Source organism: Jeotgalibacillus sp. S-D1 (assembly GCF_004358665.1).
Taxonomy (GTDB): domain Bacteria; phylum Bacillota; class Bacilli; order Bacillales; family Jeotgalibacillaceae; genus Jeotgalibacillus.
On record NZ_SMZR01000001.1, the window covers coordinates 894,918 to 921,286 of the forward strand.

Sequence of the window (26,369 nt, forward strand, 5' to 3'; positions counted from 1 at the left end):
AGAACTCCTCGCTTTCTTAACAGCGTGAAAAGAAATCTGGTTAGACGAGTTTTAGTTTGACTAGGCTTTCAGCAATTTGAACGGAATTCCACGCCGCGCCTTTCAGTAAGTTATCTGAAACAATCCATAAATGAAAACCATTTTCTTCATCCAAATCACGGCGCACCCGGCCGACAAATACTTCTAATTTACCTGCTGATGTGCTTGGCATTGGGTAGAGCTGCTCATTTGGAGCATCCTGAAGAACGATACCCGGTGCATTTTCCAGCAGCTGATGAAGATCTGCTACGTTTTTACCAGTTTCATCAACTTCAATGTAAACAGATTCTGAATGACCTGTTTCAACCGGAAGTCTTACACAGGTAGCGGATACTTTTAGTTCAGGCATATGCATGATCTTTTTCGTTTCATTAATCATTTTCATCTCTTCGAATGTATAGCCATTCGTGTCAAAAACATCAATTTGCGGCACTACATTAAATGCTATTGGATAATGACGATCTGCGCCTTTGACAGGGAGAATATTCGCCTTCGCCTCTTCGCCCGCCAAAATAGCTCTTGACTGATCCTTCATTTCATCTATTGCATTGATTCCTGCCCCTGATACCGCCTGGTAGGTTGAGACAACTACTTTATTTAGCCCATATGCCTGGCGGATAGGTTCCAGCGCAACTACCATCTGTATAGTAGAGCAGTTTGGATTTGCAATTATTCCTTTGTGCTGTTGAAGATCTTTCTCATTGACTTCAGGAACAACCAGAGGGACTCCTTCATCCATTCGAAAAGCGCTTGTATTGTCAATAACGATTGCTCCATGTTCTACTGCAGCCGGAGCCAGTTTTTTTGACACTCCTCCTCCAGCTGAAAATAAAGCAATGTCCACTCCTTTAAATTTATCCGGAGTCGCTTCCTGAATTGTTATTTTCTGACCATTGTATTGAAGTGTCTGACCTGCTGATCGTGCAGAGGATAATAACGTCAGTGTTTCGATTGGAAATTGGCGTTGTTCAAGTATTGACAGCATTTGTGTGCCAACTGCTCCAGTTGCTCCTACTATTGCTACATGATATCCGTTACCTTTCACGATAAATCCCCTTCCTGCTTGTATCCATTGACGCATTAGACAGATAAAGCACTAATGTGTGTTTTCATACAGTACATTGTATCATTTATCGTCTATCATTCTCAATCTCTTTTACTTTGAAGTTTTAACTTTTAGAACCGGCTGCATTTGCCGGCCCTGCATAGCAGCAAGAATTGTTTCAGGAATATACTCCATATGGGCTACCAGAGAATTAGGTTTATAGATTGGATCATCCTGTCCATAAGGGACGAAATAAATATTTTTCGTCGCCATCAGACGCATAATATTCACTCCGTTTAAGCCCAGTCCATCATTTGTTGATATGCCCACTACTACTGGTTTACTGTTGCGGAGTGTAGCTTTAGCAGCCATCAGGACAGGTGAATCGGTTAGAGCATTTGCAAGCTTGCTGAGCGAATTTCCTGTCAAAGGGGCGATAACCATGCAATCCACCGGAATTTTAGGCCCCATTGGTTCAGCATCTGCAATAGTGCGTATGCTTTTACAGTTGGTCAGAGCTTCAATTCTCTGGATCCATTCTTCACCCTCACCAAACCGGGTATTGGTTGTTTGTACTGTATGGCTAAACACAGGCTGAACTTCCGCTCCTAAGGCTACCAGTTTTTCAATTTCAGGAAATACTTCATGATACGTACAATGAGATCCTGTCAGCCCGAATCCAATTCTCTTTCCTTTAAAGGTCATGATTGTCCTCCTGATGTTGATGATTTTGATGTGTATTCAATCGCTCTATAATGGAAGTAGCTAGAATGATTCCTGCTGTTTTTGGGGCTATAAGACCTGGGAGACTAGGTGCGTCGATATAGCGAAGTCCTAACGAATCAGCTGTTTGCTGATCGATTACTTTAGGGCCAGAGGCCAATTCGATTACTAAACAGTGATGGGAAATCTGATTAAAAAGATCTTCTGCAAAAACCGACTTTGAAGGAATCGTATTGATCCATGCGTCGCATTTAACTAAACAGGAGGAAATTCTTTGCAGGTCAATCGGTTCAATTCCCATTTCAATCATTCTTGCTTTTTCGCTTTTACTCGAACTTCCGCAGATTACATGGGCACCCAGAGATTTCAAGACACGGGTAATTGTCATTCCAATCCGGCCAAATCCAGTGACCAGTATAGTCGAACCATGTATAGTATGGTTCGTGTGTTGCAACAGCAGCCACAGTACTCCTTCTGCAGTGGGGATAGAGTTTTGTATGGCAATTTGATCCTCATCCATTAAATACACAACAGTTTGTTGTATTTGCTCCAGCCAGGGTGTTTGTATCCCGGAAAACAACACGCAGTCTTTATTTAATTTTTGAAACATCTTAATATCCACTTCTATCTGTTTACTTGAAAACGAAGAGCGGACAGCACCTTCTTCTCCCACACCGCTTACGGGAAAAACAATGGCATCCAACTCTTCATAAGGTAATTCATGACTGTCGAGTTTGGTAAATCCGGGTTCTGTTAAGGCAAGCTGATCAAAGCCAACAACATACACATTCGCTCCGCACAACTGACAATAATGTGCGATTTCTTTCTGTCGTGCATCTCCTCCAACAATGGCTATATGATAGCCACTTAGGCTTGACGTTTCTGTCATCTAGCTCACTCATTTCACTGTTCTTCTTTCTGTCCTATTGTATGTATGAGCGGAGATGACTGTGACGACAGATGTTCATCTTCTTGGTCAATGAGGATCATTTCCTCACCAATAGTACGAATTGATTGCCAGGGAATTGAGAACTCTTTATTTGCCTTGCTAAATGCAGACCACCGGCTCATTGGGACCAAAACTGCTTCTACAACACCCGTTTCAGGGTTAAATTCAACATCTGTTTCACCAAGGATTCCCATACGCTCCGCCCGTTGAATATGAATAATCTCTTTTCCGCTCAATTCACTTAGTTTCAATTTAATCACGCTCCTTTAACTTATTGTATGAAAAAAAAACCCTAAGATGAGTACTCATCTTAGGGGGAAATAACTTCTTTATTTTTGGCTTTGTTACCATTCAACGGTGTGCACTATCAACATATCAAGTTCAACAGAGCATTATTTTTATGCGAATGATTTAGGCTTTATTTCATTGGGGGAAATGAGTGATACAGCAAAGTCCTCAGTCAGGACCCTCTCCCCTACTTTTTTCACTGATTCAAGCGTAACGGAATCGATGTACTCAATAACCTCATCCATAGTCCGGTGACGGTTTAACATTAATTCATTTTTCCCATTGCGGCTCATTCTTGCATTCGTGCTTTCCAAGCCCAGCATTAAACTGCCTTTAAGCTGTTCTTTTGCAAACAGTAATTCTTTAGGTGTCATCCCATCCTTTTTGAACGTTGAAAGCGTCGCCTGGATGGTTTCATATAAAGAATCCAGCTGCTCAGCACCGGTGCCTGCATAAACTGTCAGCATGCCGCTGTCCTGATGGGCAGAGTGATAGGAAAAAACGGAGTAAGCAAGACCGCGATCTTCGCGAACTTCTTGAAAAAGTCTCGAAGACATGCTGCCTCCCAGCACATTATTCATTACAATTAAACTGTAGCTGTCCTCATGTCCCAGAGGAAGTCCATTAAATCCAAAACAAAGATGGGCCTGCTCGGTTTCTTTTTTCTTCATCAGTTGATTGTTATGAAATGCTGGCTTCTGTATAGATAGTTCAGACGTTTTTTCTTTAGAGTATGAACCAAAAAGTGCTTCTACTTCCTTAATAAAAGATTCGTCTACATTACCGGCAATTGATACCACCACTTGATCTGGAGAATACATCTCATTCACATATTTTTTCAAAGAGGACTGGTCAAAAGAGCCAATCGTTTTCTCGGTACCCAGTATCGGAAACCCTAAGGAATGAGAACCATAAACTGCTTCTCCTAACAAATCATGGACAATATCATCCGGCGTATCCTCATACATTTTGATTTCTTCAAGCACAACATTTTTTTCTTTTTCAAGTTCTGCCGGATCAAATACAGAATTAAAAAACATATCCCCCAACACTTCTAAAGCATGTGAAGCATGATTATCCATGACTTTAGCGTAATAGCAGGTATATTCTTTAGAGGTAAATGCATTTACCTGTCCGCCAATACTGTCAAAAGCTTCAGCAATTTCACGGGCAGACCTCTTTTTTGTTCCTTTAAAGAGCATATGCTCTAAAAAATGCGAGATCCCATTATTCTCTTCTTTCTCGTACCTTGATCCTGCACCTATCCAAACACCAATCGCTACAGATCTGACAGTAGGAATCGGTTCTAATACAATACGTAAGCCATTTTGGCAAGTATGACGAGTAATCATTAAAACATCTCCTAAATATGAAATACAGTGTTATCTTTACAAAAATAATCGTCGAAAGACCTAATTTCCATTTTACTACGTTTCTCTAACTATTTCATTGTTTTTCGTTTATTTTTATTTGATCCGTCCCTGATTTTACACAAAAAACCGATTAAAGGAATCCTTTAATCGGTTAAAAAATCATTATTTTGCTTGTTCTTCTCTTTCTTTCTGCTCACGAAGAACAGCTTTTCGTGAAAGATTCACTCGTCCCTGATTATCAATTTCCGTTACTTTAACTTCAATTTGATCCCCAAGCTTAAGAATATCTTCTACTTTATTTGTACGCTCTTCTTGTAATTCCGAAATATGGACTAATCCATCTTTCCCGCTGAAAATTTCAACGAAGGCACCGAATTTTTCAATTCGTTTAACTTTACCGAGATAGACTTGACCTACCACTGCTTCACGAACCATGTTTTCAATGATTTCTCTGGCTTTAGCATTCATAGCTGAGTCTGTTGATGAAATGAAGACTGTGCCATCCTGCTCAATATCAATTTTAACACCGGTTTCTTCAATAATTTTGTTTATATGTTTTCCGCTTGGTCCAATAACGTCTCTGATCTTATCCGGGTTAATGGAAAGCTGAATAATTTTTGGAGCGTAGTCTGAAAGCTCCTGACGAGGTTCATTAATGGTTGCCACCATAGATTCAAGAATATGCAATCTTCCCTCTTTCGCCTGAAGAAGTGCTTCTTCTAAAATCTCCCGGGTCAAGCCTTCAATTTTAATATCCATTTGAAGCGCTGTAACCCCTTTAGCGGTTCCTGCAACTTTAAAGTCCATATCGCCAAGGTGATCTTCCATACCTTGAATATCAGTCAGAATGGTATAGTCTTCGCCTGATTTAACAAGCCCCATTGCGATTCCGGCTACTGGAGCTTTAAGCGGTACACCTGCATCCATCATAGCCAGTGTACTTGCACAGATACTGGCTTGTGAAGTCGATCCATTTGATTCAAGAACCTCAGACACTAAACGAATGGTGTAAGGGAAATCCTTTTCACTTGGAAGAACTTTTTCAAGCGCTCGTTCACCCAATGCACCATGCCCAATTTCACGACGGCCAGGGCCACGAATCGGGCCAGTTTCCCCAACACTGAATAATGGGAAATTATAGTGATGCATGAAACGTTTTGACTCCTCGATACCGAGGCCGTCAATAATTTGAACATCTCCAAGAGCACCAAGAGTAGCTATGCTTAGAGCTTGTGTTTGTCCGCGTGTAAATAATCCAGAACCATGAGTTCTAGGCAGCATTCCTACTTCAGAAGATAATGCACGAATTTGCTCAGGATTTCTTCCATCCGGACGGATTTTGTCCTGAGTGATTTGGCGGCGGACTTCTTCCTTCACCATTTTATCAAGGGCCTTTTTAACTTCTTTAATTGTTGCTTCATCTGCTTCTTCTTCTTCGTAAACTGCTAAAACTTCATTTTTAACACTCGCAATTGCTTCTTCACGCGCATGTTTTTCATGAGTTTGAACAGCTTCATTCATTTTGCCGGAAGCTAATTCTCTAACGCGCGACACAATTTCCTGATCAAGTTCAACTAATTTAATTTCGCGTTTTTCTTTGCCGGCAGCTGCAACAATTTCTTCCTGGAACGCAATCAGCCGCTTGATTTCTTCATGACCAAACATGATCCCTTCAAGCATTGTTTCTTCAGGCACTTCAAACGCTCCTGCTTCCACCATGTTTATTGCTTCTTTTGTTCCGGCAACAATTAATTCCATCTGGCTTTCATTTTGCTGTTCAATCGTAGGGTTAATGATAAATTGACCATCAATTAATCCAACCATGACACCGGCAATCGGACCGCCAAAAGGAATATCAGAGACACTTAATGCAAGAGAAGATCCAAACATAGCTGCCATTTCTGAAGAACAGTTTTGCTCTACACTCATGACCATGCTCATAATTTGAACATCATTACGGAAACCATCGGGAAATAATGGACGGATCGGGCGATCAATTAAACGGCTTGTTAAAACGGCACGTTCGCTCGGTCTTCCTTCTCTTTTAATAAATCCTCCAGGTATTTTACCCACCGAATACATACGTTCTTCATAGTTGACTGTAAGAGGAAAAAAGTCCAATGGTTTTGGTTCTTTTGATCCAACAGCGGTGCTTAGTACAACTGTATCGCCATAGCGAATAAGCGCTGCCCCACTTGCCTGTTTAGCCAATTGACCAACTTCAACCGTCAAAGTCCGGCCAGCCCAGTCCATGGAGAATACTTGTTTTTCTTGACCCATTATAAAACCCCTTTCTTATTTTCACATAAGCTAATGAGTAGTGAGCACTCTTAGACATATAAATCAAAACACACAAAGTGTATATTCATTATGTATGATTTGCAAAATTAACCTCTTTAAACGGTCATAATAGACATGCCCTGTTAATTGGCTTTTTTTGCTAATAAAAAAGCGGGACAAGTCCCGCTTTCCTAAATTCATTCTTATCGGCGTAAGCCAAGCTTGTTGATAAGCTCACGGTAACGAGAAACCTCGTTGGTACGCAAGTAAGTCAACAGGTTACGACGACGACCTACCATTTTTAAAAGTCCACGACGTGAATGGTGATCTTTCTTGTGAGTACGCAAATGTTCATTTAAGTTGTTGATCTCTTCAGTAAGGATTGCAACTTGTACATCAGCTGAACCAGTGTCACCTTCATGCGTACGGAATTCTTGAATAAGTTCGTTCTTGCGTTCTTGAGTAATAGCCATTTTGTATAGCCTCCTATAATATGTTTTTAATCCCCGTTTACCTCGCAATCGTTGGAGAGTCGAATTGCCAAGCAGCGGTTCATGATCATGCCTATTAATAATACCATAATAGACAAATTCCTGCAACAGCAGCCTATAGCTGCGAAAAGTATGCTAATGCCTTTGTTTTGTCCAGCTCGATTTGAGCTACCAATTCTTCTATGCCATTAAACTTACGTTCACTTCTTATCCGTAAGTGCCACTCCAATAAAACGTTCTCTCCATAGACATTTTGGTTAAAATCAAATAAATGAACTTCAACTGTTAATTCCTTCACGTCGGGAGACTTAAAGGTGGGTTTGTACCCAACATTGCATACTCCATCCACCCATTGGTCAAACACCCATAACCTGACCGCATATACGCCCGTAGCAGGGATGAGCATTTGACTGTTAATTTCAATATTTGCAGTAGGAAACCCTATTTTCCGCCCGCGTTTGTCACCATGAATCACCGTTCCTTCGAGCTGATACGGATAGCCAAGCAGCTTTCTTGCTTCATCTACTTTCCCCTGATGGAGAGTCTGCCGTATTCTGGTAGAACTGATTTTTTCACGGTCGTCTGACATCTCTCCAACAATGGTTGAAGTAAAGCGATTCCTGGAGTGGAAAGGCAGTGTTTCCATCGTACCCCGGCCAAATTTCCCATATGTATAATCAAAACCTGCTGTTACATGAACGACATTCAAAGGCAGTAAATATTGATCTACAAACTGCTGCGGATCAAGCCCCGCAAAGCTGGAGGTAAAACGGACAACAAATGTATAGTCCACACCCAGCTTTTCAAACAGCTCCAATTTACGATCAACTGAAGTCAAATAATCCACTTCTGTTTTTTTATTGCTGAGCACAACAGAAGGATGCGGATTAAATGTCATAACACCGCTTTTTAAGCCATTCAGTTTAGCATGGTCAACCGCATTTTGAATGACCTGCTGATGTCCTAAATGAACACCGTCAAAAAAACCGAGTGCTATCGATATTTTTGGCAGATCATTTTCTGCAACGTTATGGGGATGATGCAATGTAATAACCTTCATTGAAGATTCCTTTCTCAATCGGTCCAAAGAACTTTTACAGGCTTGATCAGCCCTTCTTTAGACGGATGCAGATGATAAATAGCCAATGCTCTATTTTCGTGAATAAACACAACAAGCTCTTTTGGACCAGCATTCCAATCTTCCGGAATTTCCATAACAGCTCCATTCTTAACTTTACTAGCTACTTTATCATTAATAATCCTTTTCTTCAATTGAGAAACCCCGGATTCAATGGGCAGCAGACGATTTTGCACACTGCTTTCGTCCTGGGCTAAATCAGCTAATTGGCTTAATGTTAAACAATCCTTTTGTGTCATTCCTGCAGAAGATGTTCGGGTAAGCTTAGACATATGAGCTGGATAACCGAGTGCTTCTCCAATCATTACAGCAAGTGTTCTGATATAAGTACCTTTTCCGCATGATACATCAATCGTAAATGTACATGTGTCATCTTCAAGCCTTACGGATTCTTCATGCAGTGCAATATGGTGAATGCGTACGATTCTGGTGGGACGTTCCACCTCTATACCCTTTCTTGCGTATTCATATAAACGCTTTCCATCGACTTTAACAGCAGAGTAAATGGGGGGCGTTTGTTGAATGTCGCCTGTAAATCCGCTTAGAATCCTGTTCAATTTTTCGATTTCAAAAGGCTGAAAAACCTGCTTAGCTTCTACTGCTTCCCCGCTTGCATCTTCTGTTGTAGTAGACACACCAATCTTTACTTCAGCACGATAAGACTTTCCGGAATCAGTGATGTACTCCGCTACTTTAGTAGCTCTGCCTAAGCAAATTGGGAGAACACCATCCACATCAGGATCCAGCGTGCCAGTATGGCCCACCTTTTTCATTCTGAGAATTTTTCTTACTTTAAATACGCAATCATGAGAGGTCATTCCTGCCTCTTTCCACAATGGTAAAATACCATTCATCGGACCTTTACACTTCCCTCCGTTAAAAAAAGCAGCAGACTGTAGAAGCGAATGATACACTCCTATCCCGGCGAAAACCGGGAAGTCTGCTGCTGTTTATTACTCTTCTCGCTCTTTAAGATCACGAATCAATGTTTCAATTCTGTTGCCTGTTTCAATTGATTCATCGAATTCGAATAAAAGTTCTGGTGTTTTTCTTAAGCGGATGCGCTGTCCAATTTCAGAACGTATAAACCCTTTCGCTTTAGAAAGACCGCGGAGTGTATTTTCGCGCTGTTCTTCATCACCCAAAACAGTTATATATACGGTGGCCTGCTGAAGATCACCAGTAACCTCCACATCCGTCACCGTTACGAAGCCAATTCTAGGATCTTTGATCTTTCGTCCTATGATATCGCCGAGCTCTTTTTTCATTTGTTCCCCGACACGACTAGATCGCAATGACATAGTGCTTTCACCTCTCAATTAAATGATCAGCACCCATTTATAAAAAGTCAATTGTGACAGAGACCGCTTCCCACTCAGGGAATGATTCCATCAACTTTAATGCACGATGAATTTCTCTTTCGGCTGCATGCTTTGAAGAGGCAACTGCAACTAATTCTATTGCAGTTCTCTGCCACACATCTTGATGATCGACTTCGGCAATGGATATATTATATTGTTGTTTGACTCTTGACATAACACGCTGTAAAACCGCGCGCTTCTCCTTTAATGAATGGGAATGATCCAGCTTAAATTCACATTCGGCAAAGGCAATCATTAGCGTTTAATTTCTTCCATGATGAAGGCCTCAAAAATATCGCCCTCTTTTACATCATTAAAGTTTTTAACTGTAATTCCACATTCATATCCTTTGGCAACTTCTTTTGCATCATCTTTAAAACGCTTAAGAGTATCTAACTCGCCTTCGAAAACAACAACACCGTCGCGAAGCAAGCGAATTCCGCTGTCTCGTGTTATTTTACCTTCAATAACATAACTTCCGGCGATTGTTCCTACCTTGGATACCTTGAATGTTTGTCTTACTTCCGCCTGGCCGATTACTTTTTCTTCAAACTCAGGATCAAGCAAACCTTCCATGGCAGATTCAATTTCCTCAATGACTTTGTAAATAATACGGTGGAGGCGCACATCTACTTTTTCAGCATCTGCTGCACGTTTTGCATTTGCATCCGGACGGACATTAAAACCAATTACAATGGCATTTGAAGCTGCTGCCAATGTAATATCAGATTCAGTGATCGCCCCTACTGCAGTGTGAATAATTTTGATATTTACACCTTCAACATCGATTTTCAAAAGTGATGCAGCTACTGCTTCTACAGAACCCTGCACATCCCCTTTGACAATTACATTGAGATCCTTCATTTCACCTTGTTTCATTTGTTCAAACAAATTATCAAGGCTGACACGTGTTTTCTCGCCGCGTTGGGCAAGAAGTGCCTGCTGTTCACGCGTTTCTCCGATAGAACGGGCTGTTTTTTCATCTTCAAAAACAACAAACCGATCGCCCGCTTGTGGAACATCATTTAAACCGGTAATTTCAACCGGAGTTGATGGACCGGCTTCTTTAACCCGGCGTCCTAAATCATTAACCATCGCCCGTACACGTCCAAAGGTATAGCCGACTACGATTGGATCTCCGACACGCAATGTACCGTCCTGAACTAGAAGGGTGGCTACAGAGCCTCTACCTTTATCAAGCTCAGCTTCAATGACTGTTCCAAGAGCGCGGCGTTTTGGATTGGCTTTATATTCTTCAACTTCCCCTACAAGAAGAACCATCTCTAATAGGTTGTCAATTCCGTCGCCATTTAATGCAGAAACGGGAACAAATATTGTATCTCCGCCCCATGCTTCCGGAACCAGACCATGCTCTGTTAATTCCTGCATTACGCGATCAGGATTTGCTGAAGGTTTATCCATTTTATTAACAGCAATAATAATTGGTACCTCAGCTGCTTTCGCATGGTTAATGGCTTCAACTGTCTGAGGCATTACGCCATCATCTGCTGCAACAACCAGAATCGTGATATCTGTTACCTTTGCTCCTCGGGCACGCATTGTTGTAAATGCTGCGTGTCCTGGTGTGTCAAGGAATGTGATCTTCTTGTCGTTAACCGCTACCTGGTATGCTCCGATATGCTGGGTGATGCCGCCTGCTTCGCCTTCGGTTACCTTTGTTTTACGGATTGAGTCCAGAAGGGTTGTTTTTCCGTGGTCAACGTGTCCCATGATCGTTACAACGGAAGGACGCTCAATAACGTCAGCTTCGTTTTGTTCTTCTTCGAAATAGGTTTCAAGGTCCGTTGAGTCAATAAGAATTTCTTCTTCCACCTCTACACCATAATCCGTACAAATTAATTCTATTGAATCTTTGTCAAGCTCCTGATTGACAGTAGCCATAACTCCAAGCATAAATAATTTTTTTACAAGCTCAGACGGTTCACGGTGCAGTTTTTTAGCAAGCTCTGCAACGGTTAAAGATTCAACAAACGTAATTTTTTCTGGTAGTTCCTTTTGTTTCATTGGAATTGGCTGATAAGGCGTTTTAGACTTCTGGTTGCGATTTTTGCCTTTACCGCCTTGATTAATCCCGCGCTGATTTGTATTTCGGCCACGGTTTCCACCTTGATTTTGTCCGCCGCGGTTTCCTTGGCCGCCCTGATTTTGAGGGCCGCGGTTTTGTGAAGTATTCTGACCGCCTCGATTGCCTTGTGATCCCTGGTTTTGTCCAGTGTTTTGCGGACGGTTAGGTGCTTTATTTTCTTGTTTGGCTGCAGTTGAATTTCCTTTATTATAAGAAGCATCCAATTTCGTGATCGCCTCTCCTTCTAATGTTGCCATATGATTTTTAACTTCTATGTTCATGGTTTTTAATAAATCAATGATTTCTTTACTGGTGACATTCTGTTTTTTTGCGTATTCATATACACGTAATTTACTCATTCGTTCACCCCCGTTAAGATTCATCGAGCAGTGCAGCCATCTTTTTAGCAAAGCCTGCATCCATCACAGCAACTGTGACGCGTGCATCTTTGCCAATTGCATGGCCAAGTGTATAGCGGTCGGACGCCGTTCGCATCGGCACTCCGTAATGATGGCTTTTATCAGTAATTTTTTTTGCTGTATTATCGGATGCATCTTCAGCCAGTAATATCAGCTTAGCGTTACCCGAACGAATTTCTTTGACCACCAGTTCTTCTCCAGAAATCACTTTTCCTGCCCGAGTCGCAAGTCCCAGCAGAGACATCCATTTGGCTTGTCTCATTTTCCCGGACCCGCTTCCACTAATGCAAGCAGCTCTTCATAAATTGACTCGTCAACTTTGGCTTGCAAGTGGCTCGATAATATGTTTTTCTTGCGCGCTTTTAAAATCGCGTCCTTATCTTTGGAGAGATAAGCACCACGACCTGATTTCTTACCTGTTAAATCGATGGATACTTCGCCTTCTTTCGAACGGACAATGCGCACCATCTCTTTTTTTTCTTTCATTTCGTTTGTTGCAATACATTTTCTAAGCGGTATTTTTCTTTTTGCAGGCATGCACCTTCGCTCCCTTTATTCGAGGTCATCATCCGAATAAGTAAAGGAATTATCCATTTCTTCTTCGGTAAATAAAGGCTGATCATCACGCGGATAAATTCCAAGCTCACGCGCATCAGTTTCACTCTTAATATCAATTTTCCAGCCGGTCAACTTAGCTGCCAGACGTGCATTTTGACCGCGTTTGCCTATTGCAAGAGATAATTGATAGTCCGGCACTACAACGGTAGTTGCTTTATCTTCTTCTTTAACTTGTACGTCAACTACTTTAGAAGGGCTCAGAGCATTCGCAACAAATACAGTAGGATCATCAGACCATTCTACAATATCAATCTTTTCACCTTTTAATTCATTGACGATTGCCTGTACTCTCGTTCCTTTTGCCCCTACACATGCTCCAACTGCATCTACTTCGTCATTATCGGAGTGTACCGAAATTTTCGAACGATCTCCTGCTTCTCTTGAAACAGACTTTATTTCCACTGTTCCGTCGAAAATTTCAGGTACTTCAACCTCAAACAATCGCTTAAGTAAGCCAGGGTGTGTTCTGGATACAAAGATCTGCGGTCCTTTAGTTGTGCGTTCAACTTTTGTTATATAAACCTTGATGCGATCGTGCGGCTTATAGGATTCGTTTGGCATTTGTTCATTTAGCGGAAGCAATGCTTCTATTTTCCCTAATGCAACATAAATAAAGCGATGGTCCTGACGTTGAACAATCCCTGTCATAATGTCATCTTCACGGTCAACAAATTCAGTGTAAATAATTCCGCGTTCTGCTTCACGAACACGCTGAGTAACAACTTGTTTAGCTGTTTGAGCAGCGATACGGCCAAAGTTTCGTGGTGTCACCTCAAGCTCAACAATGTCCCCAACTTCAAACGCAGGGTCTTTTTCATGTGCATCCTCAAGGGAAATTTCAAGTCTTGAATCAAAAACCTCATCCACGACTTCTTTTCTTGCAAATACCCTCATGGAACCATTGTCCAAATTGAGATCCACACGAACATTTTGCGCCTGGTTAAAATTGCGCTTGTAAGCTGAAACCAATGCTGCTTCGATCGCATCAATTAATACTTCACGATCAATGCCTTTTTCTTTTTCAAGAAATATTAAAGCATCTAATAATTCTGTACTCATTAATCTGTCATCTCCCTTCAAACCCCATTCACGTCTTTACTTTATGAAAAAGAAACAGCGAGTCTTGCTTTTGCAACTTTTTCTTTGGGGATCGTGACTGTTTTCTTTCTCGTCTTAATCATGACTGCAACTGTCAGTGTTTCACCGTTATAAGATGTGAGTGTGCCTTCGATTTCTTTAAGCCCGTCAACAGGTTCATACGTTTTAACGTATATATGTTTTCCAATTGCTCTATGGAAGTCCTTTTCCTTTTTTAATGGCCGCTCTGCGCCAGGTGAGGAAACCTCCAAGAAGTAATTTTGCGGAATAGGATCAAGTTCATCAAGCTTTTCACTCAGGCGGTTGCTGACTATGCCGCATTCTTCGATGTCCACGCCTTCTTCTTTGTCGATAAACACTCTTAAAAACCAATTGGATCCCTCTTTAACAAATTCAACATCAACAAGTTCAAGGTTCATATCGTTTAAAATAGGGGTTGCTAATTGTTCTACGAGTTCATTAATTTTACTCATCCGTTTCCTCCATTATTCTTTGAAAAATGTCTGAAACAACACAAAAGAGCGGGCGGCACCCACTCTTTCGACGTCAGAGTTATCAGTAGTATTTCCACAAGTATAATACCATATATTGCTCTATGATGCAAATGGATCAGAAGAGTGACAGCTGGTTTTGATCAGGCATCCCATCAAGGCATCCCTGGGATTCAAGGTACTCAATAATGGTCTTTGATACTTTCCCTCTCTTCTGAAGGTCCTCTTTTGATAGAAACTCACCATGTTCTCTTGCAGCCACAATATTAATCGCAGCATTTGTCCCAAGTCCGGGAATCGCATTAAATGGCGGTATCAATGTATCACCTTCAATGATGAAGTTTTTCGCATCAGATTTGTATAAATCCACCTGGCTGAACTTATAACCCCGCTCACACATCTCAAGGCAAAGCTCCAGTACCGTTAGTAAACTTTTTTCTTTTGGAGCCGCATCCAGTCCTTTAGCATTGATTGCTTCGATTCTGGACTTGATTGTTTGTGAACCAGCTTTCATAGCTTCCAAGTCAAAATCCTCAGCACGGACAGTGAAATAAGCCGCGTAATATAGTTTTGGATGATGAACTTTAAAATAAGCAATCCTGACAGCCATTAAAACATACGCTGCAGCATGGGCTTTAGGGAACATGTATTTAATTTTTTTACATGAGTCAATATACCAGTCGGGTACATTGTTCTTTTTCATTTCTTCTTCCCACTCGGGGTTCAGGCCTTTACCCTTACGCACAAACTCCATGATTTTAAAGGCAAGAGATGGATCCAGCCCCTGGTAAATTAAATACACCATAATATCATCCCGGCAGCCAATTACATCAGAAAGCTCACATATTCCGTTATGAATTAACTCCTGGGCATTTCCGAGCCATACATCTGTACCATGTGATAAGCCTGATATCTGTACTAGCTCCGAAAATGTAGTTGGTTTTGTATCTTCCAGCATCTGGCGTACAAATCGGGTTCCAAACTCAGGGATGCCAAGCGTGCCGGTTTTACACATAATTTGTTCTTCTGTTACGCCAAGAGACTCCGTTCCGCTGAATATTTTCATTACTTCCGGATCATCTGTCGGAATTGTTTTAGGGTCTATTCCCGAAAGATCCTGCAGCATTCTGATTACTGTTGGATCATCATGTCCAAGGATATCGAGCTTAAGCAGATTATCGTGAATAGAATGAAAGTCAAAATGAGTGGTCTTCCATTCTGAATCACTGGCATTAGCTGGGAATTGTATCGGGGAAAAATCGTAGATATCCATGTAATCAGGCACTACGATAATACCTCCGGGGTGCTGTCCTGTAGTACGCTTAACCCCTGTGCACCCTTGAGCCAGCCGTTCAACTTCAGCCCCTCTATAGTGAAGGTTATTGTCACCGGCATATCCTTTTACATACCCAAAAGCTGTTTTGTCTGCCACTGTGCCAATTGTACCTGCACGATAAACATACTCTTCACCGAATAATTCCTTAGTATAATTATGTGCAACCGGCTGATATTCTCCGCTAAAGTTCAGATCGATATCTGGTACCTTATCTCCTTTAAATCCCAGGAACGTTTCAAACGGGATGTCCTGTCCATCCTTCGTATAAGGAATATTACAATCAGGGCAGCTTTTATCCTCTAAATCAAACCCTGAGCTGACAGAACCATCATCAAAAAACTCCGATTTTTTGCATGACGGGCATACGTAATGAGGTGGCAGGGGATTTACCTCAGTGATTTCGGTCATTGTAGCTACAAAGGAAGAACCAACAGATCCCCTGGATCCGACCAGATAGCCGTCAATCAAGGATTTTTTCACGAGTTTATGAGAAATTAAGTAAATAACAGCAAACCCGTGGCCTATGATACTTTTTAATTCTTTTTCAAGCCTCGCTTCAACAATTTCAGGAAGTTCTTCACCATAGATGCTATGTGCCATGGAATAGCTCATATTCCGCATCTCTTCGTCTGCACCTTCAATTTTCGGGGTATACAAATCGTCTTTGATCGGCTTAAGATCCTCGATTCGGTCCGCGATTTTGTTGGAATTTGTAACGACGAGCTCTTTTGCTTTTTCTTTACCTAAAAAAGAGAATTCCTCCAGCATCTCATTGGTTGTTCTGAAATGAACATCCGGAAGTTCATGACGATTTAACGGATTGGCCCCGCCCATGGACGATATAAGAATTTTACGGTAGAGCTTGTCATTTTTATCAAGATAATGAACATTCCCCGTTGCAACTGCAGGCAGGTTAAGCTTCTCTGCTAAATCCACTACTTTTTTCATGATCTCTTCTAAATTTTCTTCATCCCGGATTAATTCCAGTTCAATTAAATGCTTATAAGCAGACTTAGGGTGAATTTCAATATAATCATAAAATGAAGCAACTTCCTCCACTTCTTCAGCGGATTTCTGCATCATTCCTTCAAATACTTCCCCTTTATCACAGCCGGAGCCGATCAGCAGACCCTCCCTGTGTTTTTGAAGGGTGGATCTTGGAATTCTTGGCACCCGGTAAAAATAATTCAGATGGGAGATAGAAACCAGCTTAAAAAGATTTTTTAAACCTTCCTGTGTGGTTGCAAGCAGCGTCACATGACTTGGTCTGGCCCGTTTAAATGCCTCTCCCACACCCATATAATCATTTAATTGATTGTGGTTAAATATCTCTTTTTCCTGTGCTTTTTTCAGCATTTTAACCAGAATATAACCAGTGGCCTCTGCATCATAAATAGCACGGTGATGCTGAGTCAGCTCAACTTCAAATTTTTTCGCCAGTGTGTTGAGCCGGTGATTTTTCATTTCGGGATGTAAAAAACGGGCAAGCTCCAGCGTATCAATTACCGGATTTGTTGCTTTTTCCAGCCCTGTTCTGCGATAACCCACATTTAAAAACCCCATATCAAATGAAGCATTGTGGGCTACTAAAATATCATCGGCTGCCCATTTGTGAAAGTCTTTTAATACTTCTTCAATTTCCGGCGCATTACGGACCATATCATCCGTAATACCAGTTAAATTGATAGTAGTAGCAGATAAAGGGTGATGGGGATTGGCAAAACGTTCAAATTTGTCAACAATCTCTCCATCATGAATCTTGACCGCTGCAAGTTCAATTATTTTATCGTAAACAGCAGAGAGTCCTGTTGTTTCCACATCGAACACGATATAGCTTGCTTCGGCAAGTAAACGGTCAGCGGGATTGTACGCGATTGGAACCCCATCATCCACAAGATTCGCTTCAACACCGTAGAGAATTTTAATTCCATTTTTCTGACCAGCTGCATATGCTTCAGGAAAAGATTGTGCTACGGCATGATCTGTAATCGCTATAGCAGGATGTCCCCATTTTTTTGCTTGTGAAACCAATGTTGAAACAGAAGAAACGGCATCCATTTGGCTCATCGGTGTGTGAAGATGCAGTTCTACACGTTTTTCTCCTTCAGGGGCGGTATCCTGTCGAAGATTTGGCTGAATTTCCATTACATCTTGAGCAATCATGACCAAATCACGTACAAATGTATCATTTTGAATGGAGCCCTTCGCCCGGACCCACATTCCTTTTTTCACTTGATTCATAATGGCTGCATCCTCTTTATCCCGAGAGAACATCTTCACTAAAATAGAGTCTGTATAATCTGTAACCTTAAAGGTTAGCAGCGACCTGCCGCTTCTGAGTTCTTTGACTTCTGCATCAAAAATAAGCCCCTGGATCGCAATTTTGCGCTCCTCATCCTGAATCGTGCGAATTTCAACCGGTTCGTCAGGTTTAATTGAATACCCTATGGATACAGGACCGGACGGAGCTTCCGCATCTCCTTTAGCGTTCTCCATCTTTTGCATTTCAACCAATGCCTGCTTGGCCCATTCTTCTTCTTCTTTTTTCTTTGATTCAACAAACGCATCATACTCTGCGGTTGATTGGTTTTCACTCACCTCCGTTTGAAGCGTCAGGTTTGGAAAACCCCATTTAGAAAAAGTCTGGCAAAGGGCTTCAGCATACTTGTTTTTTATCTGCATGCCTTCTGTTTCGTTTGAAACTTTAACCAGTAATCTGTTTCCATTTATTGAAGGCTGCTGTTTTGTCAGCAGAGATAATAAAGGTGGTGCAATGCCTTGCAGCTCTTCCAGGCAAATTTGCCAGTAATCGTATATCTGCTCTTCAGAAACGCCAGCCGAAACAGTTGTCACACTGAAATCGACTGAGGCAATATGCTGGAATGCCTGGGACAATCTGTTTGTAAATTCTCTCATCGCTGAGCAGGGTATTATGTTAGTAAATAAAAAATGGAAATGCCACTTCTTATTGGCTTTATGAACTGACAGACGATCAATTTCAGCTCCCTCAAAAATCGTGGCATACTGGTCGTCTGTGAGCTCCAGCTGCTGAAGCAATAAGTGGAATTTTTCCTTTTTTGACAGTTCGGTTGTTTGATTCATATTTCCCCCAATCCAGACAATAAAGGCTGGCACTATCGCGCCAGCCTTAAAGTCAACACTTCTATAGATTATATGTTTGACAGCTGTCGGAAAATATCTTGTAATTTATCTGTCAGTTCTTCTTTTTGCACTTCGTATGACTCTCCAGACTTCCGGATTTTCACTTCTACTATGCCTTCAGAAGCCCTTTTTCCTACAGTGATTCGAACAGGCATGCCAATTAAATCAGAATCGGCAAATTTAACACCTGCCCGTTCCTTGCGATCATCGAGCAGAACCTGATATCGGTAATCTTTTAAGAGCTTGTACAGCTCTTCAGCAGTTGTTGACTGCACCTCATCCTTCATATTCAATGGCAGAATATGAAGATCATAAGGAGCAATATTAACAGGCCATGTTAGACCGTTTTCATCATTAAACTGTTCTGCAATCGCTGCCAGTGTTCTTGAAACACCGATACCGTAACAGCCCATAATAAATGGTTTCGATCGTCCATTTTCATCCAGGATCGTTGCATTCATCGGTTCGCTGTAAGTTGTTCCAAGTTTAAACACGTGCCCTACTTCAATTCCTTTTGCGAATTGAATCGTTCCTGTACCATCAGGAGACGGATCCCCTTCTAAAATAAACCGTAAATCAGCAAACTTGGAAACTGAAAAATCACGTTCAAGCTTAGCGTTCACATAGTGAGCACCTTCCTCATTTGCTCCTATCACAATATCTCCCATCGCTTTAACCGCATGGTCGGCTATCACCGTTATATCGTCCGGTAACTGCGCGGGACCAATTGAGCCTGCTCCTGCAGACAGCAATGATTGGGTTTGTTCTGGTGATGCCAGTTCAACGATACGGGCATCCATAGCATGTTTCACTTTAACATCATTGACTTCATGATCGCCTCGTACTAAAACCAGTACAGGGTTTTCATCAGCAATAAACAGCATGGATTTAACAGTATCTTCTGCCTCTATTTCCAGATAAGCAGAAACCTCAGCAATTGTTTTCTGATCAGGTGTTTCAATGCGTTTAATTTCTTTCCCGCTGTGTTCTTTTTCGGTATAAGTTGTTACGACTGCCGCCATTTCCAAATTAGCTGCATAATCCGATGAATCAGAAAAAGCGATCGTATCTTCTCCTATTTCAGATAAAACCATAAATTCATGATTATCCTTACCACCGATAGCACCTGAATCAGCCAGTACAGCTCTAAAATTCAGTCCGCATCGTCTAAAAATGTTTGAGTATGCCTGATACATGCGTTCATACGACTCATCTAAACTCTCCTGATTGCTGTGGAAAGAGTAGGCATCCTTCATGAGAAATTCTCTTCCGCGCAGCAAACCGAAGCGGGGACGTTTTTCATCACGGAATTTAGACTGGATCTGGTAAAGGGTCAACGGTAAGCGCTTGTATGATTTAACCTCATCACGCAGCAGGCTTGTAATGACTTCTTCATGTGTAGCACCCAGGGCAAACTCACGGTTGTGACGATCCTTCATTCGCATTAACTCTGGACCATAAGTTGACCAGCGGCCAGACTCTTCCCAAAGTTCAGCAGGCTGGAGTGAAGGCATTAGCATTTCAACCGCCCCTGCTGCATCCATCTCTTCCCTTACGATTGATTCAACTTTTTGAAGCACCTTTTTGCCAAGCGGCAGGAATGAATAGATTCCACTGGCATTTTGACGAATAAATCCTGCTCTTAAAAGCAGTTGATGGCTTTTTATATCCGCATCTGCTGGTACTTCACGCAGCGTCGGAATAAGTGTTTGACTTTGTTTCATATTTTGCACCTCTGCTTTACTTATCTACTGTAAAAAGAATCTCTGTATATCGTTCCAGGTTACAACGATCATCAATAACATTAATAAAGCAAATCCGACGAAATGAACCATTCCTTCTTTTTGACGGTCAATCGGCTTTCCTCTGAGCGCTTCAACGCCAAAGAACAATAATCTGCCTCCATCAAGAGCCGGTAATGGCAGAAGGTTCATAATACCAAGATTTATGCTTAAGATAGCGCCCCAGCGCATCAAATAGTAGATCCCTGACTCTGCAACTACCTCAGTGGATTTATAAATCCCAACCGGTCCCGAAAGTGCATCAATGGAAAATTGGCCGGTAACCAATTGTCCAAGTAAATCAAAAATCGTCACAGTCCAAAAGTATGTTTGCTCTGCACCAAAAGAAAGTGCCTGAAGCGGGGATTTTTCAATCGGACTATAGACACCAATGATCCCTATCTTTGCATCTTCAACTTCCTGAACATCCGGCGTAACAGCTACGGTCATAATTTCGCCATTCCGTTCAATCTGCATCGAAATCTCTTCATTTGGATGCTCTTGAATTATAGCTGTTAGATCATTCCACTCGTTGATTGACTCACCGTCAATCTCCTGAATGCGATCGCCTTCCTGAAGTCCTGCTTCTACTGCTGCGCCATCCTCAAGCAGCTCGCCCAGTTCAGGTTCCTGTGTTGGCACCCCTTGCAATAGTCCAATTAGTGCGAACACAACAAACGCTAACACAAAATTCATCATCGGCCCAGCAAATATGGTAATAGCACGCTGACTTAATTTTTTGGAATTGAATTGACGATCCCAGGGAGCGATTTGTGATTCCACACCATCTTCTACAAATACCGCATTTTTAGCAATGCTGTAGGTTCTGATTTGTTCTTCTCCCTCTTCGTACCCTTTAATAAAAAGCTCTTTTTCAATATCTGCTTCAGCGACTTCCACTACTCTCAGGTTTGGGTAGCGGTCTTTATTATTAATGACAATTTTTTGAACCGTTTCATCCTGATTAAATAACAGCCCAACCCGAAACCCCGGTTTAAGCTCAACCATTTCCGGATCTTCGCCCGCCATGCGGACATATCCCCCGATTGGAAGCAAACGGATTGTATACTGGGTCTCATGCCGCTTAAATGCTAAGATTTTGGGACCCATCCCTATCGCAAATTCACGGCATAAAATGCCAGCTCTCTTTGCAAATACAAAGTGACCTAGTTCATGAAAAAAAACAAGAGCACCAAAAATAACAATAAATGCGATGACCGTATTCATAGTCACAACCACCTTTTTTTATAATTACCTTCGTTTGGTAAATTAAATTCACGATTATTAACTCATTGTAGCATGTTCTAAAAAAGTGGGGTAATGTTTCCTCACTAGTACGAGGAAATAATTTTCGAACGAATTTCCTGATCTACATCCAGTATAGTCTCCAGATCAGGACTGCGTTGAATTTTATGATTGATCATCGCTTGTTCGATCACATTTTCAATTTCTAAGAAACTGATCTTTTCTTTTAGAAACAGCTCAACCGCTGCTTCATTAGCAGCATTTAATACTGTGGGCAGGGTTCCGCCAGCCTTCCCCGCTTCGTAAGCAAATGCAATACAGCGGAACCGTTCAAAGTCTAATGGTTTAAAATGCAGCTTTCCAATTTCCTCTAACCGAAGCCGCGGAGCTTTTTCTCTTGTAAAACGGTCCGGATAAGAAAGGGCATATTGAATCGGCACTTTCATATCAGGCGTCCCAAGCTGCGCGATGACTGAGCTGTCATGAAATTCCACCATTGAGTGAATGATGCTTTCTCTATGCTGAAGGACATCAATTTTTTCATAAGGTAAATCAAAAAGCCAATGCGCTTCAATTACTTCCAGTCCTTTGTTCATCATGCTTGCTGAATCAATGGTGATTTTAGCTCCCATTGACCAGTTTGGGTGATTCAGGGCATCTTTAACCGTCACATGCTCAAGCTCATGACGGGATTTATCTCTGAAGCTGCCGCCCGAAGCCGTTATAATTAATCGCTCTATATTATTTTTCTTTTCGCCCTGCAAGGCCTGAAAAATGGCTGAGTGTTCACTATCCACAGGCAGAATCAGCACATCATTTTTTCTTGCAGCTTCCATAACCAAATGTCCTGCTGTAACCAGCGTTTCTTTGTTAGCAATGGCAATTGTTTTTTTTGCCTCGATCGCTTTCATCGTTGGCTCCAACCCTACGCTGCCCAGCACAGCATTGACCACAATATCTGAATTATGGTGGACAGCTACCTCAATAAGACCATTTAAGCCATAAAGAACCGTAAGAGAAGTGAATTCCGATTGCAGTTTTTCAGCATCTTCCTTATATTGAACTGAAACAACCTCGGGGCGAAATTCATTTATTACACTGCGTGCAGCATCGATATTTTTGCCTACCGAGAAAGCAGTAAGCTTAAACATTTCATTGTGTTCTCTAATTACCTCGAGTGTCTGGATTCCAATTGATCCAGATGCACCCATTAAACTAATTCTTTTCAAGCGTTTACCCCCTTGTCTAGATTAATTGAAGTATATGCATAAGAGGGAGCACAAATAATAAACTGTCAAAACGATCTAATAGTCCCCCATGCCCCGGCAAAATCCTGCCCGAATCCTTTACACCGTAATGCCGTTTAAGCGCTGATTCAACCAGGTCTCCTATTTGGCCAAATGCCGATAAGATAATGGTTGCAAGCAGCACGTACCAGACATTCACTTCCAGCGGCGCAAACTGCATAAAGATGGCAACTAAAATGACAGCCGATAAAATCCCGCCAATAAAACCTTCAACCGTTTTATTTGGGCTGATATCAGGCCACAACTTACGGCGTCCAATTGACTTTCCGATAAAATACGCTCCAGAATCTGTAGTCCAAATCACCAGCAGTGCATAGACTACCCAGAAAATACCTTCATTTTCAACATTTCTTGTTTCAATAAAATAATAAAAACCGATTCCAACATACAACATCGCAAAAACAGCAAACGCTGCATCATCAAAAGTAAACCTGTTTTTCTTCATAACCGTATAAACAAGTAAAAGCAATACAGACAGCAGTGCTGTTTCGATTTTCGAATAATTAAGTTGATTTAATAAGTCATAATATACATCCGGCAGCAGGAAAACCCATAAAGTAAGAATTGAAATCGCACCAGGGATCGAAAGCACATCAATCGACCGCATCTTTAATACCTCATAAAGTGCGACAGTTGCAATAACGTATGTACCTAGTACAAAAACCACTCCACCAATCCAGACGATTGGAATAAATAGAGCTGCTGCGATAATGCCCGTGATAAGTCTTTGCTTCATTTACGTTTCCTCGCTTTGTAATCCACCAAATCTTCGAGATCGCTTTTGGTAGGCTTCGATCGCTTCAATCAGATGGGCATCACTGAAATCCGGCCACAATACATCAGTAAACCAAAATTCAGCATAAGCCAGCTGCCACAACATGAAATTGCTTAATCGAATCTCACCGCTTGTGCGTATCAATAAGTCAGGATCTTCCAAATGACCTGTCATCAAATGGGAAGAAAAAATGGTATCATTAATTTCATTGGCCGATAAATTTCCTTTTTCAACTTCATCCGCCAATGATTTTACGGCTGTAATAATTTCTGATCTGCTCCCGTAATTGAGTGCAAAATTTAAAATAAGTCCATCGTTATGCGCTGTTTCCTGAACTGCTTTTTCAACTGCACTAAGCGTATGTGCCGGAATTTGAGAGCGATCGCCCATCATTTGCACTTGAACATTTTCTTCTATGAGTTCAGGCAAAAATGTACCCAAAAATTCCTCAGGCAGCTTCATCAAATATTCTACTTCCAATTTTGGCCGGATCCAATTTTCCGTTGAAAAAGCGTAGAGGGTCAGAACTTTAACTCCCAAACGATTGCATAGTCGTGTTATTGGTCTGACTGTTTTCATTCCTTCATGATGGCCGGCAATTCTGGGCATAGCACGCTTGTTAGCCCATCTGCCATTACCGTCCATAATAATAGCAATATGGTTAGGTATTTTATAGTTCAAACATTCTCTAATGCGGTCATCAAGGGTGTCCGGCTCTTTCGTGGACTTCCATATTTTCATTTTATCGAGCATAGTACATCCCCCATACAGTAATTGCATGAATTCATGCTTATCTTATCATACCAAATTTTTATACATAAATGTCTATTCAGGGCAAAAACATCATTGGACAAAATACATGATTCAGCTGTTTACTATAACATTGTTTAAAAAGAAGAAAGCCCCCTAGCTTGGTAGAGGGCTTTCAAACGGTTGTTTCAAGCAAAAAAGACAAGTGTTTCTTTCATGCACCGAGCCCAGGTAATCAGCTTTAATATCATTAGAAAAGTCTGCATCCTTTAGCTGTTTGCCTTACATAACGGAGCACGTTTAAGCGCTGCTTTTTAAACTTACACGTCCATGATTTCTTTTTCTTTTGCCTTTGCCAGCTCATCGATTCGTACAATGTTGCTATTCGTCATTTCCTGAATATCTTCATTGTAGCCTCGAAGATCATCTTCTGTGATTTCACCATTTTTTTCAAGCTTCTTAAGATCATCGTTGCCATCGCGGCGAATGTTTCGAACCGCAACCTTGGCATCTTCTGCCTCTCTTTTAACTTGCTTGGCCAAATCTCTTCGACGCTCTTCTGTCAAAGCTGGGATCGTAATACGAATCAGGGATCCATCATTTGATGGATTCAAACCTAAATCAGATTTCTGGATTGCTTTTTCAATTTCCCCTAAGACCGTTTTATCATATGGAGTAATCTGCAGAAGTCTTGCTTCAGGAACTGTAATTGACGCAACCTGGTTTACAGGAGTTGGTGCACCGTAATAATCCACCGTAATTTTATCCAGTAAAGCAGCGCTTGCACGACCCGCACGGATCGATGCCAATTCACGAGAATAGGCTTGAATCGCTTTTTCCATCTTATCTTTTGTTTGTGAAATAGTTTGCTTTGCCATCAGTTTTTCCCCCTAACAATAGTACCGATTGGTTCACCCAATGCAGCGCGTTTGATATTTCCATTCTCCATAATTGAGAATACTATGAGTGGGATATCATTGTCCATACATAGGGATGAAGCGGTTGAATCCATTACAGCTAATCCATCTTTCAAAACATCCAGGAAGCTTAGCTCATCATACTTAACTGCGGCTGAATCAATTTTTGGATCAGCTGAATATACGCCGTCCACATTGTTTTTAGCCATTAAAATGACTTCAGCTTCTATTTCCGCTGCCCGGAGTGCTGCAGTAGTATCTGTTGAGAAATAAGGGTTTCCTGTGCCTGCAGCAAAAATAACCACACGTTTTTTCTCAAGATGGCGAATGGCTTTTCTGCGAATATAAGGTTCGGCAACCTGACGCATTTCAATTGATGACTGCACCCGTGTCTGAACTCCTATGTTTTCCAGGCTATCTTGAAGAGCGAGAGAATTCATTACAGTTGCAAGCATGCCCATGTAATCAGCTGAAGCACGATCCATACCCATTTCGCTTCCGATTTTACCTCTCCAAATGTTGCCGCCGCCTACTACAACCGCTACTTCAACACCCAAATCAGCTAATTCCTTCACTTGCTCAGCTACCGATTTGATAATAGGAGGGTGTATCCCAAAGCCTGTATCTCCTGCTAGTGCCTCACCGCTTAATTTTAATACCACTCGTTTGTATCTTGATGTACTCATAGAATCCTCCC

At 41.5% G+C, this 26,369-nt stretch carries 24 protein-coding genes; all 24 read right to left on the reverse strand.

The window, feature by feature from the left end; all coding sequences use genetic code 11:
- Nucleotides 1–40: 40 nt before the first annotated feature.
- Nucleotides 41–1,120, reverse strand: a complete 1,080-nt coding sequence (locus E2R51_RS04570) for an aspartate-semialdehyde dehydrogenase (protein WP_133375837.1) — start codon at nucleotides 1,118–1,120, stop codon at nucleotides 41–43.
- Between the two features lie 75 nt (nucleotides 1,121–1,195).
- Nucleotides 1,196–1,789: a dipicolinate synthase subunit B gene (locus E2R51_RS04575; RefSeq protein WP_133375838.1), complete on the reverse strand. Its 594-nt coding sequence runs from the start codon at nucleotides 1,787–1,789 to the stop codon at nucleotides 1,196–1,198.
- The gene (dpsA, locus tag E2R51_RS04580; protein ID WP_133375839.1) at nucleotides 1,779–2,696 is read right to left on the reverse strand and encodes a dipicolinate synthase subunit DpsA; all 918 of its coding nucleotides are present in this window, start codon (nucleotides 2,694–2,696) and stop codon (nucleotides 1,779–1,781) included. The genes E2R51_RS04575 and dpsA overlap by 11 nt, the downstream gene beginning before the upstream one ends.
- A gap of 14 nt (nucleotides 2,697–2,710) precedes the next feature.
- Nucleotides 2,711–3,007 (reverse strand): YlmC/YmxH family sporulation protein, encoded by a 297-nt coding sequence (locus E2R51_RS04585; protein WP_133375840.1) that lies wholly within the window; start codon nucleotides 3,005–3,007, stop codon nucleotides 2,711–2,713.
- A gap of 147 nt (nucleotides 3,008–3,154) precedes the next feature.
- A complete protein-coding gene (locus tag E2R51_RS04590) occupies nucleotides 3,155–4,396 on the reverse strand; it encodes a M16 family metallopeptidase (protein WP_133375841.1) in 1,242 nt (413 codons plus the stop codon).
- Between the two features lie 183 nt (nucleotides 4,397–4,579).
- Complete coding sequence (gene pnp / locus E2R51_RS04595) at nucleotides 4,580–6,697, reverse strand: polyribonucleotide nucleotidyltransferase (RefSeq protein WP_133375842.1); 2,118 nt, start codon at nucleotides 6,695–6,697, stop codon at nucleotides 4,580–4,582.
- 203 nt (nucleotides 6,698–6,900) lie between these two features.
- Nucleotides 6,901–7,170 carry a 30S ribosomal protein S15 gene (rpsO, locus tag E2R51_RS04600; RefSeq protein WP_133375843.1) on the reverse strand — a complete coding sequence of 90 codons (270 nt, stop codon included), beginning with the start codon at nucleotides 7,168–7,170 and terminating at the stop codon, nucleotides 6,901–6,903.
- 133 nt (nucleotides 7,171–7,303) lie between these two features.
- Nucleotides 7,304–8,248, reverse strand: coding sequence for a bifunctional riboflavin kinase/FAD synthetase (gene ribF / locus E2R51_RS04605; protein ID WP_133375844.1), 945 nt, complete (start codon nucleotides 8,246–8,248; stop codon nucleotides 7,304–7,306).
- 14 nt (nucleotides 8,249–8,262) lie between these two features.
- Nucleotides 8,263–9,180 carry a tRNA pseudouridine(55) synthase TruB gene (gene truB, locus E2R51_RS04610; RefSeq protein WP_133375845.1) on the reverse strand — a complete coding sequence of 306 codons (918 nt, stop codon included), beginning with the start codon at nucleotides 9,178–9,180 and terminating at the stop codon, nucleotides 8,263–8,265.
- A 99-nt stretch (nucleotides 9,181–9,279) separates the two neighbouring features.
- A complete protein-coding gene (rbfA, locus tag E2R51_RS04615; protein WP_133375846.1) occupies nucleotides 9,280–9,627 on the reverse strand; it encodes a 30S ribosome-binding factor RbfA in 348 nt (115 codons plus the stop codon).
- Between the two features lie 37 nt (nucleotides 9,628–9,664).
- The gene (locus tag E2R51_RS04620) at nucleotides 9,665–9,943 is read right to left on the reverse strand and encodes a DUF503 domain-containing protein (protein ID WP_133375847.1); all 279 of its coding nucleotides are present in this window, start codon (nucleotides 9,941–9,943) and stop codon (nucleotides 9,665–9,667) included.
- Nucleotides 9,943–12,132 (reverse strand): translation initiation factor IF-2, encoded by a 2,190-nt coding sequence (gene infB / locus E2R51_RS04625; RefSeq protein ID WP_133375848.1) that lies wholly within the window; start codon nucleotides 12,130–12,132, stop codon nucleotides 9,943–9,945. The genes E2R51_RS04620 and infB overlap by 1 nt, the downstream gene beginning before the upstream one ends.
- A 13-nt stretch (nucleotides 12,133–12,145) precedes the next feature.
- A complete protein-coding gene (locus tag E2R51_RS04630; protein WP_133375849.1) occupies nucleotides 12,146–12,454 on the reverse strand; it encodes a YlxQ family RNA-binding protein in 309 nt (102 codons plus the stop codon).
- A complete protein-coding gene (gene rnpM / locus E2R51_RS04635; protein WP_133375850.1) occupies nucleotides 12,451–12,729 on the reverse strand; it encodes an RNase P modulator RnpM in 279 nt (92 codons plus the stop codon). Before rnpM ends, E2R51_RS04630 begins: the two co-directional genes overlap by 4 nt.
- Before the next feature lie 15 nt (nucleotides 12,730–12,744).
- Complete coding sequence (nusA, locus tag E2R51_RS04640; protein ID WP_133375851.1) at nucleotides 12,745–13,869, reverse strand: transcription termination factor NusA; 1,125 nt, start codon at nucleotides 13,867–13,869, stop codon at nucleotides 12,745–12,747.
- Nucleotides 13,870–13,910: 41 nt separating this feature from the next.
- The gene (rimP, locus tag E2R51_RS04645; protein WP_133375852.1) at nucleotides 13,911–14,381 is read right to left on the reverse strand and encodes a ribosome maturation factor RimP; all 471 of its coding nucleotides are present in this window, start codon (nucleotides 14,379–14,381) and stop codon (nucleotides 13,911–13,913) included.
- Nucleotides 14,382–14,517: 136 nt separating this feature from the next.
- The gene (locus E2R51_RS04650) at nucleotides 14,518–18,837 is read right to left on the reverse strand and encodes a PolC-type DNA polymerase III (protein WP_133375853.1); all 4,320 of its coding nucleotides are present in this window, start codon (nucleotides 18,835–18,837) and stop codon (nucleotides 14,518–14,520) included.
- Between the two features lie 68 nt (nucleotides 18,838–18,905).
- Complete coding sequence (locus tag E2R51_RS04655; RefSeq protein WP_133375854.1) at nucleotides 18,906–20,621, reverse strand: proline--tRNA ligase; 1,716 nt, start codon at nucleotides 20,619–20,621, stop codon at nucleotides 18,906–18,908.
- Between the two features lie 24 nt (nucleotides 20,622–20,645).
- The gene (rseP, locus tag E2R51_RS04660; RefSeq protein ID WP_133375855.1) at nucleotides 20,646–21,905 is read right to left on the reverse strand and encodes an RIP metalloprotease RseP; all 1,260 of its coding nucleotides are present in this window, start codon (nucleotides 21,903–21,905) and stop codon (nucleotides 20,646–20,648) included.
- 104 nt (nucleotides 21,906–22,009) lie between these two features.
- Nucleotides 22,010–23,152 (reverse strand): 1-deoxy-D-xylulose-5-phosphate reductoisomerase, encoded by a 1,143-nt coding sequence (gene dxr / locus E2R51_RS04665; RefSeq protein ID WP_133375856.1) that lies wholly within the window; start codon nucleotides 23,150–23,152, stop codon nucleotides 22,010–22,012.
- 16 nt (nucleotides 23,153–23,168) lie between these two features.
- A complete protein-coding gene (locus tag E2R51_RS04670) occupies nucleotides 23,169–23,966 on the reverse strand; it encodes a phosphatidate cytidylyltransferase (RefSeq protein WP_133375857.1) in 798 nt (265 codons plus the stop codon).
- A complete protein-coding gene (locus E2R51_RS04675; RefSeq protein ID WP_133375858.1) occupies nucleotides 23,967–24,758 on the reverse strand; it encodes an undecaprenyl pyrophosphate synthase in 792 nt (263 codons plus the stop codon).
- A gap of 317 nt (nucleotides 24,759–25,075) precedes the next feature.
- Nucleotides 25,076–25,633: a ribosome recycling factor gene (gene frr / locus E2R51_RS04680; protein ID WP_133375859.1), complete on the reverse strand. Its 558-nt coding sequence runs from the start codon at nucleotides 25,631–25,633 to the stop codon at nucleotides 25,076–25,078.
- Nucleotides 25,633–26,358 carry a UMP kinase gene (pyrH, locus tag E2R51_RS04685; RefSeq protein WP_133375860.1) on the reverse strand — a complete coding sequence of 242 codons (726 nt, stop codon included), beginning with the start codon at nucleotides 26,356–26,358 and terminating at the stop codon, nucleotides 25,633–25,635. The genes frr and pyrH overlap by 1 nt, the downstream gene beginning before the upstream one ends.
- Between the last annotated feature and the right edge of the window lie 11 nt (nucleotides 26,359–26,369).

Coding starts and splice junctions, on each gene's coding strand:
- pyrH (WP_133375860.1), bottom strand. CDS start 26,358: ATGAGTACATCAAGATACAAACGAGTGGTATTAAAATTAAGCGGTGAG.
- infB (WP_133375848.1), bottom strand. CDS start 12,132: ATGAGTAAATTACGTGTATATGAATACGCAAAAAAACAGAATGTCACC.
- ribF (WP_133375844.1), bottom strand. CDS start 8,248: ATGAAGGTTATTACATTGCATCATCCCCATAACGTTGCAGAAAATGAT.
- E2R51_RS04620 (WP_133375847.1), bottom strand. CDS start 9,943: ATGATTGCCTTTGCCGAATGTGAATTTAAGCTGGATCATTCCCATTCA.
- E2R51_RS04675 (WP_133375858.1), bottom strand. CDS start 24,758: ATGCTCGATAAAATGAAAATATGGAAGTCCACGAAAGAGCCGGACACC.
- rnpM (WP_133375850.1), bottom strand. CDS start 12,729: ATGCCTGCAAAAAGAAAAATACCGCTTAGAAAATGTATTGCAACAAAC.
- E2R51_RS04670 (WP_133375857.1), bottom strand. CDS start 23,966: ATGAAGCAAAGACTTATCACGGGCATTATCGCAGCAGCTCTATTTATT.
- E2R51_RS04650 (WP_133375853.1), bottom strand. CDS start 18,837: ATGAATCAAACAACCGAACTGTCAAAAAAGGAAAAATTCCACTTATTG.
- E2R51_RS04630 (WP_133375849.1), bottom strand. CDS start 12,454: ATGAGACAAGCCAAATGGATGTCTCTGCTGGGACTTGCGACTCGGGCA.
- E2R51_RS04655 (WP_133375854.1), bottom strand. CDS start 20,621: ATGAAACAAAGTCAAACACTTATTCCGACGCTGCGTGAAGTACCAGCA.
- nusA (WP_133375851.1), bottom strand. CDS start 13,869: ATGAGTACAGAATTATTAGATGCTTTAATATTTCTTGAAAAAGAAAAA.
- dpsA (WP_133375839.1), bottom strand. CDS start 2,696: ATGACAGAAACGTCAAGCCTAAGTGGCTATCATATAGCCATTGTTGGA.
- rimP (WP_133375852.1), bottom strand. CDS start 14,381: ATGAGTAAAATTAATGAACTCGTAGAACAATTAGCAACCCCTATTTTA.
- rbfA (WP_133375846.1), bottom strand. CDS start 9,627: ATGTCATTGCGATCTAGTCGTGTCGGGGAACAAATGAAAAAAGAGCTC.
- E2R51_RS04575 (WP_133375838.1), bottom strand. CDS start 1,789: ATGACCTTTAAAGGAAAGAGAATTGGATTCGGGCTGACAGGATCTCAT.
- rseP (WP_133375855.1), bottom strand. CDS start 21,905: ATGAATACGGTCATCGCATTTATTGTTATTTTTGGTGCTCTTGTTTTT.
- rpsO (WP_133375843.1), bottom strand. CDS start 7,170: ATGGCTATTACTCAAGAACGCAAGAACGAACTTATTCAAGAATTCCGT.
- pnp (WP_133375842.1), bottom strand. CDS start 6,697: ATGGGTCAAGAAAAACAAGTATTCTCCATGGACTGGGCTGGCCGGACT.
- E2R51_RS04570 (WP_133375837.1), bottom strand. CDS start 1,120: ATGCGTCAATGGATACAAGCAGGAAGGGGATTTATCGTGAAAGGTAAC.
- E2R51_RS04590 (WP_133375841.1), bottom strand. CDS start 4,396: ATGATTACTCGTCATACTTGCCAAAATGGCTTACGTATTGTATTAGAA.
- frr (WP_133375859.1), bottom strand. CDS start 25,633: ATGGCAAAGCAAACTATTTCACAAACAAAAGATAAGATGGAAAAAGCG.
- truB (WP_133375845.1), bottom strand. CDS start 9,180: ATGAATGGTATTTTACCATTGTGGAAAGAGGCAGGAATGACCTCTCAT.